This is a genomic window from Rhizobium oryziradicis (assembly GCF_001939045.1).
Lineage (GTDB): Bacteria > Pseudomonadota > Alphaproteobacteria > Rhizobiales > Rhizobiaceae > Allorhizobium > Allorhizobium oryziradicis.
This window is the reverse complement of the sequence record NZ_MKIM01000024.1, coordinates 62,877-80,603: the sequence shown is the minus strand read 5'-3', so window position 1 is coordinate 80,603 and position 17,727 is coordinate 62,877. Positions and strand designations below refer to the sequence as shown.

At 56.2% G+C, this 17,727-nt stretch carries 15 protein-coding genes; 7 read left to right on the top strand and 8 right to left on the bottom strand.

Annotated features, from left to right (window positions below):
- The first annotated feature begins 72 nt into the window (after nt 1-72).
- Nucleotides 73-639 (top strand): DUF2087 domain-containing protein, encoded by a 567-nt coding sequence (locus tag BJF95_RS05990; RefSeq protein WP_075638561.1) that lies wholly within the window; start codon nt 73-75, stop codon nt 637-639.
- On the opposite strand, the gene ggt is transcribed toward BJF95_RS05990, so the two are convergent.
- Entirely contained in the window at nt 633-2,378 is a 1,746-nt protein-coding gene (gene ggt, locus BJF95_RS05985; RefSeq protein ID WP_083638717.1) for a gamma-glutamyltransferase, read from the bottom strand. The two genes, BJF95_RS05990 and ggt, sit on opposite strands and share 7 nt — an antisense overlap.
- Before the next feature lie 326 nt (nt 2,379-2,704).
- On the bottom strand, nt 2,705-3,253 hold the full coding sequence (locus tag BJF95_RS05980) for a MarR family winged helix-turn-helix transcriptional regulator (protein WP_245297240.1): 549 nt from the start codon (nt 3,251-3,253) through the stop codon (nt 2,705-2,707).
- A 136-nt stretch (nt 3,254-3,389) separates the two neighbouring features.
- On the opposite strand from BJF95_RS05980, the gene BJF95_RS05975 reads away from it, so the two are divergent.
- Entirely contained in the window at nt 3,390-4,934 is a 1,545-nt protein-coding gene (locus BJF95_RS05975) for an MDR family MFS transporter (protein ID WP_083638716.1), read from the top strand.
- Nucleotides 4,935-4,962: 28 nt separating this feature from the next.
- Here the strand turns inward: BJF95_RS05975 and BJF95_RS05970 are convergent, their stop codons facing one another.
- The gene (locus tag BJF95_RS05970; RefSeq protein WP_075638559.1) at nt 4,963-5,595 is read right to left on the bottom strand and encodes an NAD(P)H-dependent oxidoreductase; all 633 of its coding nucleotides are present in this window, start codon (nt 5,593-5,595) and stop codon (nt 4,963-4,965) included.
- 217 nt (nt 5,596-5,812) lie between these two features.
- On the opposite strand from BJF95_RS05970, the gene BJF95_RS05965 reads away from it, so the two are divergent.
- The 3 genes from BJF95_RS05965 (at nt 5,813) to BJF95_RS05955 (ending at nt 7,919) form a co-directional block, all read left to right on the top strand.
- A complete protein-coding gene (locus BJF95_RS05965; protein ID WP_139317422.1) occupies nt 5,813-6,106 on the top strand; it encodes a hypothetical protein in 294 nt (97 codons plus the stop codon).
- Between the two features lie 76 nt (nt 6,107-6,182).
- Entirely contained in the window at nt 6,183-7,031 is an 849-nt protein-coding gene (locus BJF95_RS05960; RefSeq protein ID WP_075638557.1) for a L,D-transpeptidase, read from the top strand.
- A gap of 168 nt (nt 7,032-7,199) precedes the next feature.
- Nucleotides 7,200-7,919 carry a L,D-transpeptidase gene (locus BJF95_RS05955; RefSeq protein ID WP_075638868.1) on the top strand — a complete coding sequence of 240 codons (720 nt, stop codon included), beginning with the start codon at nt 7,200-7,202 and terminating at the stop codon, nt 7,917-7,919.
- Between the two features lies 1 nt (nt 7,920).
- Here the strand turns inward: BJF95_RS05955 and BJF95_RS05950 are convergent, their stop codons facing one another.
- Nucleotides 7,921-8,382, bottom strand: a complete 462-nt coding sequence (locus BJF95_RS05950) for a MarR family winged helix-turn-helix transcriptional regulator (protein WP_075638556.1) — start codon at nt 8,380-8,382, stop codon at nt 7,921-7,923.
- Between the two features lie 224 nt (nt 8,383-8,606).
- Between BJF95_RS05950 and BJF95_RS05945 the strand changes: the two genes are divergently transcribed.
- Complete coding sequence (locus BJF95_RS05945; RefSeq protein WP_075638555.1) at nt 8,607-9,029, top strand: organic hydroperoxide resistance protein; 423 nt, start codon at nt 8,607-8,609, stop codon at nt 9,027-9,029.
- A 66-nt stretch (nt 9,030-9,095) separates the two neighbouring features.
- Here BJF95_RS05945 and BJF95_RS05940 read toward each other — a convergent pair whose 3' ends face one another.
- The 4 genes from BJF95_RS05940 to BJF95_RS05925 all read right to left on the bottom strand — a co-directional run bounded on the left by BJF95_RS05940 (nt 9,096) and on the right by BJF95_RS05925 (nt 15,548).
- Entirely contained in the window at nt 9,096-11,270 is a 2,175-nt protein-coding gene (locus BJF95_RS05940; RefSeq protein ID WP_083638715.1) for a methyl-accepting chemotaxis protein, read from the bottom strand.
- 228 nt (nt 11,271-11,498) lie between these two features.
- On the bottom strand, nt 11,499-13,637 hold the full coding sequence (locus tag BJF95_RS05935; protein WP_075638553.1) for a methyl-accepting chemotaxis protein: 2,139 nt from the start codon (nt 13,635-13,637) through the stop codon (nt 11,499-11,501).
- A 108-nt stretch (nt 13,638-13,745) separates the two neighbouring features.
- Nucleotides 13,746-14,678 (bottom strand): substrate-binding domain-containing protein, encoded by a 933-nt coding sequence (locus BJF95_RS05930; protein WP_075638552.1) that lies wholly within the window; start codon nt 14,676-14,678, stop codon nt 13,746-13,748.
- Nucleotides 14,679-15,161: 483 nt separating this feature from the next.
- The gene (locus BJF95_RS05925) at nt 15,162-15,548 is read right to left on the bottom strand and encodes a hypothetical protein (RefSeq protein ID WP_075638551.1); all 387 of its coding nucleotides are present in this window, start codon (nt 15,546-15,548) and stop codon (nt 15,162-15,164) included.
- Between the two features lie 324 nt (nt 15,549-15,872).
- Between BJF95_RS05925 and BJF95_RS05920 the strand changes: the two genes are divergently transcribed.
- Complete coding sequence (locus BJF95_RS05920; RefSeq protein ID WP_075638550.1) at nt 15,873-17,435, top strand: helicase HerA-like C-terminal domain-containing protein; 1,563 nt, start codon at nt 15,873-15,875, stop codon at nt 17,433-17,435.
- Nucleotides 17,436-17,727 lie beyond the last annotated feature (292 nt).

Genomic DNA, 17,727 nt, shown 5'->3' with positions numbered 1-17,727 from the left:
TGGAAAGCCGGTAACCTCCAGCATGGCATTGGACGCTTGATTGAAGGGCAAAGCCCTTACGGAGGTAAAGCTATGTCGCGTGTTGTTCATCCCTTTTATGCTGCCGACATTTCGGCGCTGGCCAAAGCTATGACACGAGAGCTGGAAAACATGCCCGAAAAACCGGGGCATGTGCAGTTGCTCAATCTTCTGGCCCGTTCCGCAGGCTATCGCAATTTTCAGCATTTTCGCGCATCCAGTGCTGCCCAAAGCCGGATGCTGGCTCCCGTGCCTGCACCTGATCCTGTGGATTTCAGGCTGATTGAAGCGGTGTTGCGCTGCTTTGATGCTGATGGTGTGCTGCTGCGCTGGCCGTCAAAAACCAGCCACCAGCGCTTGAGCCTGTGGCGGCTGTGGGCGGCCTTTCCCACGGATTGTGATCTGCTGGAGGCTGAGGTCAACGCCAGGCTGAAAGCCCTGAATGGCTTTGGCGATCATGTGCTGCTGCGCCGCGAGATGGTCAATAACAAACTGCTGTCGCGCTCGAACGATTGCCGCCTCTATCGCCGCGTCGAGCAAAGGCCACCGCCGGAGGCGCTGGCCCTGCTGGATCGGGCGAAATCGGCAACACTCAGCCGGTCTTTCCATCGATATCAATAGCCTTTGGCAGACCCCGCAACGGCACGGCTGTCGATGGCGCCATAATAGCCATGACCCTTGCCATCAGCAATCTCGGCAAGGCTTTTGCCACCCACCAGAATGCCAGCGGCCTGGCCCCAAACGGGGCCGCCCACGCCGCCGTCAAGCGTGTACCCCATGTCTTGCAGCTTGGCGATGGTGTCGGGTGAGAGCGCGTAAGGCTCATAAAACACCTTGTCCGGCTGCCATTGATGGTGAATGCGCGGCGCGTTGACGGCTTCTGAAATGTTCATGCCAAAATCAACCACGTTCAAAATCGCTTCCAGCGTAATGGTGATGATGCGTGAGCCGCCGGGGCTGCCGATCACCATGAAGGGCTTTCCATCCTTGGTGACAATGGTGGGGCTCATGGACGAGAGAGGGGCTTTCTTGGGCGCAATGGCGTTGGCCTCGCCCTGAACCAGACCATAAAGATTGGCAACACCCGGCTTGGAGGTAAAATCATCCATCTCGTTGTTGAGCAAAATGCCGGTGCCGGGGGCGACAACGCCCGCACCAAACGAGCCATTCAACGTATAGGTCACCGAGACGGCGTTGCCATCCTTATCAATGATCGAATAATGGGTGGTTTCGGTGCTTTCCTTGCCCCCAAAGGGTTTGAGATCGGCCGATTTTCCCGCTTCGCCGGGGGTGATCTTGGCCCGGATTTCATCGGCATAGTCTTTGGAGAGCATTTTCGACAGCGGATTTTTGATAAAATCCGGATCACCCAAAGCCGAATTGCGGTCCACATAGGCGTAGCGCATGGCTTCAACCATCTGGCTCACGGTGCTGGCCGCGCCATAGCCCTGTTCGCGCAGCGGATAGGCCTCAAGAATATTGAGGATCTCGCAAATGATCACCCCGCCAGACGAGGGTGGTGGTGACGAAATAATGTGGTAGCTATGATAATTGCACTCCACCGGCTTGAGTTCACGCGCGGTATAGGTGCTGAAATCATCAACGGTTAAAATGCCTTTGCCGTCTGCGCTGGCCTTGGCAATGGCCTCGGCCGGCATGCCTTTGTAAAAAGCATCCGGCCCCGTGGCGGATATGCTCTCCAGCACCTTGGCCAGATCGGGCTGTTTCAGCACGTCACCTGCACCATAAGGAGCGCCATCAGCCTTTAGGAATATTTTCTTCGCCTCTGGATTTTTCGCTAAGCGGGCAGCGCCGCCTGCCAAAATACTGGCATCGCCCTGATTGAGGGTGAACCCATCCCTGGCCAGATGAATGGCGGGGGCGAGAAGGTCTTCGCGGGTTTTGGAGCCGTATTTTTCGCGGGCCAGTTCCAGCCCTTTGACGGTGCCGGGCACGCCGACGGCCAGATAACCATCCAGACTTGCGCGCGGCACAACATTGCCTTTTTCATCAAGATACATGTTTTTGGTGGCGGCCAGCGGCGCTTTTTCGCGAAAATCAATGAAATTCGTGGTGCCGTCTTTGAGGCGCAGGGTCATGAAACCACCGCCGCCGATATTGCCCGCCGTGGGATAAACCACCGCCAGCGCATAGCCCACGGCCACCGCCGCATCCACGGCATTGCCGCCGTCTTTCAGCACGGCCACCCCCGCATCGGTTGCCAGGTGCTGGGCGGTCACCACCATGCCATTGTCGCCCTGCACCGGGGCGGGTGAGGCTGCATACAGTGGGGAGAAGGGAATAAGGGTCAGGCTGAAGCAGGTCAGGCGAAATGCACTTCTGGCGATGGGAAAAGCCATATCAAAAGATCTCCAGACTATTCGTCGAATTTTGGCCTTTTCGGTTCAGAAAACGCCCTTTCTCGTCACAACAGCATCGGTCCGAAACGTGGGAACCGGTTTTCGGATAAATCCGATGCGAAAACAAAAACTGAGAGCATCGTGCCAATTCCAATTTTCTGCATGATCCTCTGGCATGCGCAATCCCGTCATCAAGTGCCAAAGCGTCTGCGGATGTACCTCGAGCACAGAGCGACCAAGCCAGCCTACTGTATAATTTTCAAAACCGGAATCGATTTAACCCGGACATGACACAGTTTATCATGGTCATGAGGGGCAGGGGGGCACTACGCTTCGTCGCTTTGCGGCTGTTTTGCCGTCATCTCTTTGAACATTTTCGGCGTCCGGCAATCCAGATCCTTGATAAAGCGATCGAAGAGCTGCTCAAACTGGCGAATGTCTTCAAGGCTCCAGCCCTCCAGCGTGTGGCCAAGAACCTCACGGCGGACCCGCTCAAAATGCGCGTTCAGCTCTTTACCCCGTTTGGTCAGGGTGACAATGGCACGTCGCGCATCCTGCTGCGAAACGCCGCGCTGCAGCATGCCCTGGCGCACCAGATCAGCCACAATGCGGCTGGCCCTTGAGGGATCAATCCGCATCTGCTCGGCAATCGAGCCAACCGTGACTTCCTGATTTTGCCCGGTGTGGGCCACGATCTTGACGATGTCAAAATGCGATAGCTCCATGCCATGGCCCTCAGCCAACTGGCTGAGCGCAATGCGCGACATAAACCGACGCCCCATCATCATGCGCAAGTGGCTCATGGTGTTGGCAATGCCATCAATCGAGGCATCCAGCGCAGGTGTGGTTTCGGTGTTTAAATCATCAGCGTTCATCATGCCTGCCTGCCTAACACAAAGTCTGCCTAGCACAAAGATCTGCGCAAGAAAATATGTGCTTTTAGCATATATATGCAATTGACAAATATTTTTTCTCTGCGCATTTTGCACCTGCAACCTGAGAGATGTTCCCATGGATACCAATAGCCACACACACGCGGCGGCCAAAGCGCCAGCCGCGCAGGAGTTTCAGTCGCTGGTGCCCGATGCGCGCTTGCGCTTGGTGCTCTATTGTTTTTTGATGACGGCGCTGTTTATGGCAACGCTGGACAATCAGATTGTTTCAACGGCTTTGCCCACCATTGTCGGTGAGTTTGGCGAGCTTGAACGCTTTGGCTGGGTAGGATCGGCCTATCTGCTGGCCACCTCTGCCGTCATGCCGCTTTATGGCAAGCTGGGCGATCTGTTTGGCCGCAAATTTGTGATGATGGCGGCAATTTTCATCTTCACCATCGGCTCGCTGGTCTGCGGGCTGGCGGTGTCGATGAACACGCTGATTGCGGCACGCGTGCTGCAAGGCCTTGGTGGCGGCGGCATTATGGTGTCGATCTTTTCCATCAATGCCGATCTGTTTGAGCCACGGGTGCGGGCGCGCTATCAAAGCTATTCCAGTCTGGTGCTGATGGCATCCGGGGCCATTGGTCCCACATTGGGCGGCACGTTGAGCGAATGGCTGGGCTGGCGTTCGATCTTTCTGGTCAATCTGCCGATTGGCATTGTTGTGCTGGTTGGTTTGGCTCTGTTTTTGCCCTATCGCAAACCGCATCGCCGCCCCAAGATTGATTATGCCGGTGCTTTGCTGCTGGCCGGTGCCGTCACCAGCGTGGTGTTCTGGGCCGATACCGGGCAGATTTTTGGCTCCCTGATTGCGCCGAAAAGCCTTGGCGTGGTGGCTTTTGGTGTGGTGTGTGCAGCCCTTTGGGTGCAGGTCGAGCGCCGCGCGGTTGAGCCAATTGTGCCGCTGTCGCTGTTTTCCAAGCCAACGGTTTGCCTGTTGTGGATTGTGTCGATTTGCAGCGGCGCGGTTGGCATAGGCTCGGTCAATTATGTGGCGCTGTTCTTGCAGACCACCACAGGCTTGACACCAACCCATGCCGGCCTGCTGTTCATTGCGCTCACCAGCGGCATCGCCTTTGGCTCGATCAACAGCGGTCGGCTGATTGCGCGCACTGGAAGCTACAAGATATTTGCGCTGATCAGCGGAGCGGGCAGTTGCCTTGCTTTTGCTGCGTTGAGCCAATTGCCGCTTGGCACGCCAATCTATGTGATTGGCGGGTTGATGCTGATGCATGGCATCAGTGTGGGCATTGGCCAGCAGGTTCCGGTGATTGGCGTGCAAAACACCGTGCCGCAGCGCGATGTTGGGGCCGCCACCGGCACGGTCACGCTGACCCGCATGGGGGGCGCATCGCTGGCCATCTCCATTTATGGCGCGGTTCTCTCGGCGTTTATGGCCGGTGCTCCGGCCATTCCCGGTGTGGCGAACATTGAGGAATTAACGCCTGCGGCCCTGGCCGCCCTCAATCCCGAAACGCGGACCGCCGTCTCAGCCGTGTATCAGCATGCCTTTGGTCCGGTGTTTATCAGCATGGCGCTGATGATTGGTTGCAGCTTCATCGCCGCCTGCTTTCTCAAGGATGTGCGGCTGCCAACCATGCATAAAAAAACCGCCCCATGAGGGGCGGTCGATTGCGAGCGGTGGTGTGTTACTTCACATCAATCACGAAGTCTTCGCGGGCGCGGCGCACCTTTTTCAGGTTGACCAGCCAGTCATTTTCCGCCTCGCGATAGCCGAGTGGCAAAATGGCAACCGAGCGCAGACCCTTGGCGCGCAGATCCAGAATCTCATCAAGGGCTGCGGGGTCAAAACCTTCCATCGGAGTGGAATCGACGCCTTCAAAGGCGGCGGCGGCCGTGGCCAATCCAAGCGCAATATAGGCCTGACGGGCGGCATGCTCGAAATTCACCTGTGGGTCGCGCTGTGGGTAGGTGTCGAGCAGCATTTTGCGATAGTTTTCCCAGCCTTCGCTGGTAAAATTGCGCTCAGCATTGACCAGATCAAACATGCCGTTGATGCGATCTGCTGTGTAATTATCCCAGGCTGCAAACACCAGAAGATGCGAGCAATCGGTAATCTGGCCCTGATTCCACGCAATTGGCTTGATCTTTTCGCGGATTTCCTTGTTGGTCACCACCAAAAGCGTGAAAGGCTGCAAGCCACTGGATGTGGGGGCCAGGCGGGCGGCTTCAATAATGCGCTCGACCTTGTCTTCTGCGACGGCCTTGGAAGGGTCCATTTTCTTTGCGGCATAACGCCAGTTCAATTTTTCAAGAAGCACGAATAATACCTTTCGTGGAAATAAGATGCACGCCCCATGTAGGGGGCCGCATGGCGCTCGGCAATTGCAATGCACAATAAAAGCCATTGCTCAGTTGAACACTGTGTTCGTGAAACATGATCCTATGATAGGCTGGATCCGGCTTTTGTGAAAATCCTCCAGCTTCGCGCCAGTCGGATTTGTCATGGTGCGGGCCTGTTCGAACTGGATTGAGGCAATGTCGTTGAAAATTTTCTCTCGCTTCCTGTCCGCGCTGGCCCGTCCGGCTCTGCTGGTTTTGACGGGGCTGGCGCTTTTTGCCCTGGGTGGATGTTTGTTTGTCACCGATACCACCCTGACGGACCCGGATGTGTTTGCAGCCCAAACAGCCCCGGTCTGGGATCGCCCTGCCGTTGAGAGGCCTTTGCCGCAAAAGCCCGACGGCCTCGGCAATTTATATCAGACACAATTTCATCAGACCTACGGCATGCAAGCGCCTGCAAATCCGGTGTCAGCGCTGGCCAACCGATAGTGCGCCTATTGTCTTCCGCGTCGTGCGCGCCGCAATGGCCAGTTTTGCGGCATAATTGAACAGTTCGGATTGCTTGATGTCGTTGAAGTCTTTTTTCGCTCTGCGTGCCGTTGCGCGTCCATCGTGGCTCGTTTGCCTCTCCTGTGGGCTCGCAATTTTGGCGGGCTGCCAGTCTGAGAGGGGCGTGCGGCCGGTTAATCCTGCGGTTTTTGCGGCAGAGACGGCTCCCGTCTGGGGGCCTGCGGCGCAGGCGGCGTATGCTGGCCGATCTCAAGGCCAATCTTTGGGCCAATCTTTGGGCCAATCTTTGGGCCAGTATCCAGACCAATCCCCGGATCAGTCTTACGAGGCTTCTTATGCTTCACCCTTTGCCACACCGATGCAAAGGGCAATTTACGGCCAGATGCGCGATGACGGCCACACGTTGAACGCCATTCCGCTGGAGCGGGTCAATCGCCGTTTCCTGCGTCAGGAAGTGGATTATCCCACAGCCGAGCGCCCCGGCACTATCGTGGTGGATACAACGGCGCATTATCTTTATCTGGTGGAGCGCAACGGCAAGGCTATTCGCTATGGCGTCGGGCTGGGCAAGCAAGGCTTTGCCTGGAAGGGCCGTGGGGTTATTCAGTTCAAAAAGGCCTGGCCGCGCTGGACACCCAGCGATGATATGGTGGCGCGCTCACCCGATTTGCGCGCCTATTCGGCAGCGGAAGGCGGATTGGAGCCGGGCTTGCGCAATCCGCTGGGCGCACGCGCCATGTATATTTTCCAAAATGGCAAGGATACGCTCTATCGCGTGCATGGCACACCGGATTGGCAATCGGTGGGCAAGGCCGTGTCATCGGGCTGTGTGCGCATGTTCAATCAGGATGTGATTGATCTTTACGAGCGCATATCGCCAAAAGCCGAAATTGTTGTTTTGTGATGCCCACGCCAATGGATTGCGGCACAGAACGGGTGATGGCGTAAACGTGATCGAGAATGCGCGAAAATTGACACCTATCAAGGCGCGTTTTTTAAAATTAACTTGGCGGAACTAAATCGCCTGCTCTATGTTATAGAGGTCACTGATCAGCAGGATATTGTTGCCTTTATGAACCGTTCTGAACTTTCCCGCCGCGGCTTGTTGTCGCTTGGTGGCCTTGGGGCCGCTGCTCTTCTCTCCAGTTGCGTTTCTCCCTATCGCCCACCGGTCTATGCGGAACCCACCCTTGGGGGTGCGTTGTCGCCGGCGGGTGCGGGGCCTATGGCTCCATCGAGTGCAGAACTGGATGCCATGTACGGGCAGATGGTGGATGGCGGTTTCGTCATTCCCGCCATTCCCTACCAGCGTATTCCGCCGCGCTATTATCGCCAGCGGGTGACGGCACCAGCCGGTTATCCTGTCGGCACCATTGTGGTCGATACGCCAAACCGCTTTCTCTATCTCATCGAGCGTGGCGGCACGGCCATGCGCTACGGCGTCGGCATTGGCCGCGAAGGCTTTGCCTGGCAGGGTGAGGGCGTCATTCAATGGCGTCAGAAATGGCCAAAATGGACCCCGCCAGATGAAATGGTGGCCCGTCAGCCGCAGTTGGCCAAATATTCTGCCGCCAATGGCGGCATGGAGCCCGGCTTGATGAACCCGCTGGGTGCGCGCGCCTTGTACATTTTCCAAAATGGCAAAGACACGCTCTATCGCCTGCATGGCTCTCCAGAATGGAACTCCATCGGCAAGGCCATGTCTTCGGGCTGTGTGCGCCTGATGAACCAGGATATCATTGATCTCTACGACCGCGTGCCGGAAAAGGCCCGCATTATCGTGCTTCAGTAAATCACTCCTCTTGCGCGGCGGCATTCAGTCTGCCGCGCAAGGCTTGCAATTGCTCCCGCAGGGCTGCCACTTCTTCAAGGCTGCAGCCGATGGCGTGTCCCACCTGCGCCATAACATCGACTGCCTGATCTTGCAGGTCGCGCCCCTTTTGAGTGAGTGAAACGGTTACCTGCCGCTCATCCTTGGCATCACGCTGCCGCTTGACATAATCCGCTTGCTCTAACCGCTTGAGCAGGGGAGACAGCGTGCCACTGTCCAGCCCCAACTTTTGCCCCAGCGCCTTGACGGCCAGATGGTCCTCTTCCCACAACACCATCATCGCCAGATATTGCGGATAGGTGAGGCCGAGCGGCTCCAGCAAGGGCTTGTAGGTGCGCGTAAACGCCAGCGATGCGCCGTAAAGGGCAAAGCAAAGCTGCTTGTCCAGCACCAGATCTTTCTTCAATGTGTCGCGATTTTCCATTGCTTGATCCTGCGGGCCAGCCTGCAACAGGCCCTGTTGCCAGCCACATGTTTCGCTGTGGCGGAACGATTGTCATCTATGATCGTTATTGTCATGGAAAGATAAAAAATTGCAATGTGCAAAAAACAGTTGCGCGCAATTTAATTGTGCGATATTGATAATCCCAACGGCGGGCCAATCCCGTAACGTTCACCGATACGAATTCAACCTTGAAGGAGAAAGCCATGTCTATTCTTTACACCACGAAAGCTTCTGCCACCGGCGGCCGCGAAGGCCAAGCTGTCTCTGAAGATGGCGTTTTGGACGTCAAATTGACCACCCCAAAGGAGTTGGGCGGCAATGGTGCCACCGGCACCAACCCTGAGCAGCTGTTTGCGGCTGGTTATTCGGCCTGCTTTCTCGGCGCATTGAAGTTTGCTGCCGGTCAGCAGAAGGTCAAGGTTCCTGAAGACGCCAAGGTGACGGCAACTGTTGGCATCGGCCCACGTGATGATGGCACCGGCTTCGGCATTGAAGTGTCGATCAGCGTTGATCTGCCCGGTATTGAGCGCGAAGTGGGTGAAAAGCTGGTGGCTGCAGCCCACATCGTTTGCCCCTACAGCCACGCCATGCGCACCTCGACAGAAGTGTCGGCAACACTGGCATAATTTCTACTCTTCAAATGCCAAAGGCCGGGAGCGATCCCGGCCTTTGGTGTTTTATCATGATGTTTTTTAGGCCGCAGAACGGTGGTATTGACTGTGCTGCCCGGCGCTGGTGCGGAAACGCTGCACCATATGGGCCAGATTTTCGGTTTCTTGCGTCAGGCTTTGGGCGGCAGCTGTAGTCTGCTCGACCATGGCGGCATTCTGCTGGGTCACCTTGTCCATCTGGTCGCCCGCCGCCGTCACTTCACGCAAGGACGTTGCCTGTTCGCGGGCTGCATTGGCGATGTCGGTGATGGTGGTGCTCATTTCCACCACTTGCTCGACAATCTCGCGCAGCGATGCACCAGAGGCGGTGACAAGGCCAACACCGGTATCCACTTGCGCGCTGGAGGTGGAAATCAGCGTCTTGATTTCCTTGGCGGCGTTGGCCGAGCGCTGGGCCAGTTCGCGCACTTCTTGCGCAACCACGGCAAAGCCTTTGCCTGCCTCGCCAGCGCGGGCGGCCTCAACACCGGCGTTCAAGGCCAGCAGGTTGGTCTGGAAGGCAATTTCATCAATCACGCCAATGATATTGCCGATTTTCTCAGACGATCCCTGAATGGCAGTCATGGCCTCAACAGCCTTGGCGACGATATCACCACCCTTGGCGGCATTGTCACGGGCAGCAGCCACGGCATGCTGTGCGCGACCTGCACCTTCGGCTGTGCCATTCACACCGCGCGACACATCGCCCAGCGCTGCAATGGTTTCTTCAAGCGATGCTGCCTGCTGCTCGGTGCGCCGTGCCAGATCGTTGGAGGCTGATGAGATTTCGCTCAAGCCCGAACGAATGGTGCCAACCGTCATCACCACCGATCCCATGGCTTCTTCGAGTGCTGCCACAGAGGTATTGAAATTCTGGCGGATCGTTTCAAATTCCGGCGAGACGGTTTTGTTCATCCGCACCGTCAAATCACCGGCGGCCAAGCCATCAAACCCGGCTTGAACCTGCTGAACGAAGTGGCGCAGATCTTCTGCCTTGCTATGCTCCAAGGCGGCCTGTTGTTCTCTTTGGCTTTCCACGCTGGCGCGTAAGGCTTCCTGCTCGGCCTGCGCCGTGCGGCCATGGGCCAGATCGTGGCGGAATTTTTCCAGTGCATGCGCAAGTGCGCCAAATTCGTCACTGCGCTCGGTGCCGGAAACGGGGGTCTGATAATTGCCGCCTGCCATCGTATCGACGGCTGCCACCACATCAGCCAAGGGGCGGCGAACGACGACGATGGAAACGCCGTAAATCATGGCGAGTGCGATGATCAGGACCAGCATGCCGCTGATGGCTGCCGAGGTGACTTCCTTCATCACCGGCTCGGAGAAAATCTTGGCAGGCACATCCAGAACGGCGGCCCAGGTCTTGTTCATGCCCGGAGCGGTGAACGGAAAGACCAGACGTGTTTCGCCGCCCGGCAGGCCGCGGATCACACGCATTTTGCCATCACTCAGGGCTGCCTTGACGTCGGCTGCACCCACGTCGGCATAAGGTTTCATCAGGCTGTCTTTATTGCGATGCACCAGCCAGTTTCCGTTGTCAGCAACCAGCATCACATGGCCACCATCAAAGGGGGTCATTGCACCAATCGAGGCGGAAAGGTCATCCAGCTTGATGTCCACACCGGCCAGACCGACCGTTTTACCCTTCACAACCACCGGAACCGACACCGAGGTCAGCAGCTTGCCGGTGGTCGAAATATAGGGCTGTGAGATCATGCCTTTGTTTTTGGCAAGCGGCTCGGCATACCATTGTTCTTCGACCTTTGTGACCCAGGTAGAAAATTCCAGCTTGCCGCTATCATCCTTGGTCCAATAGGCCGCGAAGATACCAGCCTTGTTGGTGCCGTCTGTGCCTTGCAGTTTCAGATCCTGCGGCACGTCTGGCACTTCGGTCATCCAGGCCCCGAACATGTTTTTGTAATGCGTGGGCACACCTTTGAGAATGGCAATGACATCGGCGCGGTTGTGGGAGCCATTTTCGATCAGACCCGAGATGCTGCCCGCCATGGTGGTGCCCGCTGAGACAACATCGGTGATCTGCACGGCAACCTGGTTGGAAACGGAGGCTGCTTTTTCACTGGCCAGTTCCAGCACTTCGCTGTTGACGCGCTTGCTTGTTTCCCAACCACTCAACGCGGTGTAAGACGCAATAATCACTGCCATCGCGGCACCGGCCGCGAGGATCAATTTTCCCGAAACAGTCTTGATGCGCATATCGATTACCCTACCCCAAGGCGTTATGATTGAGCGATGATGGCATAGATTTTCTAACGAAAGTCTAATGCAGATTGCGCTGCAAAAAGCGAGGGCAGGGCAGATGTATGTGTGCTGGCGGGACGCAAAAAAGCCGCCAGCGAATGCCGGCGGCTTTTGATGGATTTTGTATTGGCTGCGTCTTTTTCTGACCTCAGCGCGGCTCTTTCATCAGTTCAGATTTCGGGCTTATGCCGCAGCATAGCGCTTCGGCTGTCCATATTGGCCAGAGCTGGTGCGGAAACGCTGCACCATATGGGCCAGATTTTCGGTTTCCTGCGTCAGGCTTTGGGCGGCGGCTGTTGTCTGCTCGACCATGGCGGCATTTTGCTGGGTCACCTTGTCCATCTGGTCGCCCGCCGCCGTCACTTCACGAAGAGACGTTGCCTGTTCGCGGGCCGCATTGGCGATGTCTGTGATGGTGGTGCTCATTTCCACCACTTGCTCGACAATCTCGCGCAGCGATGCACCGGAGGCGGTGACAAGGCCAACACCGGTATCCACTTGCGCGCTGGAGGTGGAAATCAGCGTCTTGATTTCCTTGGCGGCATTGGCCGAGCGCTGGGCCAGTTCGCGCACTTCCTGCGCAACCACGGCAAAGCCCTTACCTGCCTCGCCAGCGCGGGCGGCTTCGACGCCTGCGTTCAGAGCCAAGAGGTTGGTCTGGAAAGCAATTTCATCAATCACGCCAATGATATTGCCAATTTTTTCCGATGATCCCTGAATGGCGGTCATGGCCTCAACAGCTTTGGCGACGATATCACCACCCTTGGCGGCATTGTCACGGGCAGCGGCAACAGCATGCTGCGCACGGCCTGCACCTTCGGCTGTGCCATTCACACCGCGCGACACATCGCCCAACGCTGCAATGGTTTCTTCCAGCGATGCCGCCTGCTGCTCGGTGCGCCGTGCCAGATCGTTGGAAGCGGATGAGATTTCGCTCAAGCCTGAGCGAATGGTGCCAACCGCGCCGATCACAGAGCCCATCGCTTCTTCAAGCGCGGCAACGGAATTGTTGAAATGATCGCGAATTTCGGCGTAGCGCGCATCCACAGCGCCAATGCGCACGGTCAGATCACCGTTAGAGAGGGCGTCGAGGCCAATGGAAATCTGCTCAAACGCATGGGCCATGCGCTGGGCTTCCTCGGCTTTTTCGCGGTCCTGATTGAGGCGTTCCTGCTCGGCGGCAAGGCGCGTGCGCTCGGCGGCCAGCTCGGCGGCGATTTTGCCACGGCCGGTTTCCTGAAACACCACAAGCGAGCGGGCCATGGCACCCAATTCATGCTTTTGCTCGGTGCCTTCAATCGCCACATTGTCATTGCCATGGGCCAGTTGTTCCATGGTGCGGGCCATGCGGCTGACAGCGCTCGAAATCAGACGGCCAACAAAATAGGCCAAAACCAGACCAACAATGATCAGCAGGCCACACACGATAATCATGCGGCTCACAGCCCTGCTTGACGTGGCTTGAACGGTGTCGTTCAAGGCGGTTTGCGCGCCGGTGACGTCGGCTTGCAGCACATCAAACGCGCCTGCAATCTTTGGGGCCAAAACATCGAGCTGGTTTTTGCGAATGTCATTGCTGGCCAGCAATACGTCTTTCACGTCATTGAGGCGGCTGGTGTAATTGTTCATCAGGCGCACGGCACCGGCAACGCGCTCAAGTTCCGATTTATCGGTGAGACCTGCGCTGAGCACCTTGCTGCGCTCAATGGCCTGGGCGAGGGCAGATTGGGCCGTGTCATAGGCTTTCAGGTCGCCTGCATGAATAAACCGCTCGGAGAAATACAGGCTGCGGCCCATGGCCTCAATCACGTCGGTGGTGAGATGCAGGGCCTGAACCTGATTCTTGCGCCATGCAGAGCGGGCAATGTCATTGAGGGCAACATTGGTCCAGGGGCCAAATTCGGTCACCTTGGCGAGCAGGCGATCACGGCGGCCTTGCAGCACCACCATTTTTTGAAACGCTGTGTCATAGGTGGCAATGTCCTTGCGGATATCATTGAGACCCTTCTGCAGGGCCGCATCCTTGGACAGGCGCGCATCGTCAACGCTAAAGGCCTGCAAGGCTGTCTTCATGTCCTTGACCACAGCATCGCTTGGGTTGGTGCGATATTCTTCCGTGGCCAGCTGAATTGTATGCAGCTTGTTGCTGTAGCTGAAGATGGCAAGGCTTTGCGCTGCCGTGTCGCGAAAGGTGGAAAACATGGTCGACAGGCTGCTCATGCTGTTGCCAGCATCGACGCTCAAAATGGTCATGAGCACGATCAACGGCAAAAAGCCTGCCGTAATCTGGCTGCGAATGCCAAGTTTGCTCCAGAAATTCATAGTCTCACCCCTTCAGGCCCGCTTGCCTTTTCATAGCTCTGTGCAAAACGCCTTGAGTGCACGATGCTATAAACATTTGTTTTGATTCACATTTTCAGGACGCTGGTGTTACTGGCTTTTGGCGATATAGCTCTGCACATTGTCAGGTGTTACCAACTCGAACGGCACGGAGATTGCCGTTGGCACTTCTTGACCGGCCATCAGCTTCACCGCCGCTTCAACCGATGCCTTGCCAAGCCCCTTGGCATTTTGCAAAATGGTGATATCAAGATCGCCATTCACCATGGCTTTCAAGGCGTCGTCGGTGGCATCCACGCCACCCACCACCACTTTGTCCATGGCAATGCCATTGCGCTTGAGGGCACGAATTGCGCCCAGCGCCATTTCATCGTTATTGGCCAGAACCGCGTTGAATTTCACCCCTGCGGTCAACCATTCCTGTGTCAGCTCATCGCCTTGATCTAGCGACCAATTGGCTGATTGCTTTTCAACAATAGTAATGCCCTTGCAGGCGTCTGTTGCAAAAACCTGTTCCACATCGGTTGTGCGGATCCGGGCGGCCTGATGGAACAATTGTCCCATCAACACCACGGCTGTGCCCTTGCCACCCAGCAGGCGGCAGACTTCCTTGGCTTGCAGGGTGCCGCTCTCGATCTCATTGGAAGCAACAACGGTTTGCCTAGACGGAAGGTCTTCATAATTGATCGGCTGATTGTTGACGTAAATCAGCGGGATACCGGCATCGCTGGCAATTTTGGAAATCTGCACACCCAGATCACCGTCGGCAGGGCCGATAATGATGGCATCAACCTTGTCGGCGGCGAATTTTTTCAACTGTTCCATCTGGGCGGCAGGGTCGGCCTTGGCATCAGCCGTCACCACCGTCAATCCGGGTTGGGTTGCTGCATAATCCAGCATGCCTTTGAGAAGGCTGCCCTGGAATTTATCGGTGGCTCTGGCCATGGCAATGCCAATCGTTTTTGCATCAGCCGTGCTGGAGAGCAAGGTGAGTGTAAGAGCCAAGGTCATCGCAATGCGCATAAAATCATCCCCCTCTGCTGCATGATTTTCCTCTCAAGCGCGATGGGCTTAAGGAGAAAATGATGCAGCAGATCTATAGTGCCGAAGCGCTTTTCTCGTTTCTTAAAACGCGAGGCGCTCTCATGTACAATAAGGATGCCGCATATGTATAAATTTTAAATTAATAATGTTACTGTTTGCTGTTCATCGGCGCTATACAGTCACGGTAACTTGAATTGATCTTGGCAAGACTTGGTGCCGATCAAGCTCTATCGAATGATATGAAATGGGCGCTCGCCGCTTGCGACGACAGTTTGCGCTGAATGGGCATTCGTCGCCTGAGGGTTGCCCCCCCAAGGCGCGACGCTTACTGCATAATTCCTTAAATCGGAATCGATTTAAGGAATTATGCAGTAGATTAAAAGTGTTACATCGCCGTGCGCCATATATGGCGCACGGCGATGTAGGGGGTGCAAATGCTTTTAAAGTGGTCGTGGTGGTTGATTAAACAAACTGGCTGAGGCCGGGAACCGAGGCAACAACCTCATCTACCACTTCGCTGCCGGCATGTTCGCGCGCAACGGCCATGGTTTCCTTGGCAAGTGCCGAAATTTCGCCCATGCCGAGGCCGAGGCTCATCAATTGCTGGCCAAGACCCATGATGCCGCCGCCCATGGCGCTCATCAAACCACTGAGCAGGCCGGGCTTTTTGCCCTCGCCATTATATTGCGCCACCAACTCTGGTGCACCGGGCATGGCTTCAATCATGCGGGCAACGGCCGCGTCATCGCCTTCGCGCTGCAAAAAACCAAGCATCATGCCGATCGCTTTTTCGGCGACATCGGGGGTGATGCCAACATTGTCTGAAATGCGTGTGATCAGTTCGCTCATGGATTGCTCCTCCAATACAGATTGACGTTGACGTGAACGTAATCAAATCTTTCGTTAAACTCAAGCAACAGGCTACTGCATAATTCTTTAAATCGGAATCGGTTTAAAGAATTATGCAGCAGATGTCAGGAGCGACAGCGAACCTGAGTGCGCCACATATGACGCACGGCGCTGTAGCTGTTTTGCACCATAAGCTCGGCATAGAACAGCAAATCATGACAGCTTTATCAAAGACCTGTTCGATCACACTGGTTTTTGCACATCTATGCGATATGCTAAAACAGCGGTCTGCGTGGTGGTGTGTGTGCGAGGGGATGTGAATTGATGCTCAAGGATGGAAAGCTTTTTCTGGGAGCCAGCCGCAACCCGGATGACAGTTTCAACAAGCAAGAGTTTCTGGCGCTCAAATTTGCCAACCGCCATGGTCTGGTGACGGGGGCCACCGGCACCGGCAAGACCGTGACCCTGCAGGTGATGGCCGAGAGTTTTTCCGATGCCGGTGTGCCGGTGTTTTGCGCCGACATCAAGGGCGATTTGTCTGGCATTGCGCTGAAAGGCGAAGCCAAGGACTTTTTGCTCAAAAGGGCAGAGGAGGTGCAGCTTTCGCCTTATCCGTTCCAGAATTTTCCGGTGATCTTCTGGGATCTGTTTGGCGAGAAGGGCCATCGGGTGCGCACCACCATGACCGAGATGGGGCCGCTGCTGCTGGCGCAGTTGATGGAAGCATCTGAAGCGCAGGAGGGTGTGCTCAACATTGCTTTCAAAATTGCCGATCAGGGCGGGTTGCCGCTGCTGGATCTCAAGGATTTGCAATCGCTGCTGACCTATATGGCCGAACACGCCAGCGAACTCTCGGGTCAGTTTGGCTTGATCTCGAAAGCCTCGGTGGGGTCGTTGCAGCGCGGGTTGCTGATGCTGGAAAGCCAGGGGGCGGCCAGTTTCTTTGGTGAACCGGCGCTGAGCATCATCGACATCATGCGCATAGCCCCGGATGGGCGCGGCACCATTTCGGTGCTGGCGGCTGATAAGCTGATGATGAACCCGCGGCTTTACGCCACGTTTTTGCTGTGGTTGCTGTCCGAGCTGTTTGAAGAGCTGCCGGAGGTTGGTGATCTGGACAAGCCAAAGCTGGTGTTTTTCTTTGATGAGGCGCATCTTCTGTTCAAGGATGCCCCCAAAGTGCTGATCGAGCGGGTGGAGCAAGTGGTGCGCCTGATCCGCTCCAAGGGGGTAGGGGTCTATTTTGTCACCCAGAACCCGCTGGATGTGCCAGAGACAGTGTTGGCACAATTGGGCAACCGCGTGCAGCACGCCCTTCGCGCCTATACGCCGCGTGAGCAAAAAGCGGTGAAGGCGGCAGCGCAGACATTTCGCCCCAATCCGGCTTTTTCCTGCGAAGAGGCCATTACCAACCTGGGCATTGGCGAGGCGCTGGTGTCCACGCTGGAAGCCAAAGGCTCTCCGACCATGGTCGAGCGCACCCTGATCCGCCCGCCGTCTGGCCGTCTTGGACCGCTGACCGATAGCGAGCGTGCATCAACCATGGCGCTGAGCGTGGTGGCAGGCGTCTATGATCAAACCGTGGATCGGCAATCGGCCTTTGAAATTCTGGCGGAGCGATCCGAACGGCTGGCCGCTGCGGAGCGTGCGCGCAATCCAGAACCCGCTGAGGAAGGTGGCACCACCAGCGGCTGGACCTTGCCGGGCTTTGGTAATAGTGAAAAAGAAACCGCGAAAACCACCGCGCGCCCACCAGCCGCCGGGCGTCAACGCGAAACGGTGATTGAGGCAGTGATCAAAACGGCGGCGCGCTCGATTACCAGCCAGGTGGCAAACCAGATTGGTCGCGCGCTGGTGCGCGGTATCCTGGGCAGCTTGAAGCGTTAGAGTTTGTCAGGGAAAAGTGGAACCAAGTTTTCCAGAATAGACAAATGAAAACAGGGGAATAGAAGTCTGTCTGGTTCAATTTGAACCTGACAGGCTCTCGCGCGTTTCCAGGAAAGTTTGTCGCGGTTTTCGAAAAATCCGATGCGAAAACATCAATCGAGAGCATTGTGCTGATTTCGATGTCAGCAGTGATGCTGCAAACGCCTGCGGTAATGGACACTGACAGTTTTGTTTGACTTTTTCTGAATACGAACCAAATCAGGCCATAGAAGGTTTGTTTTTTGCGACAGCA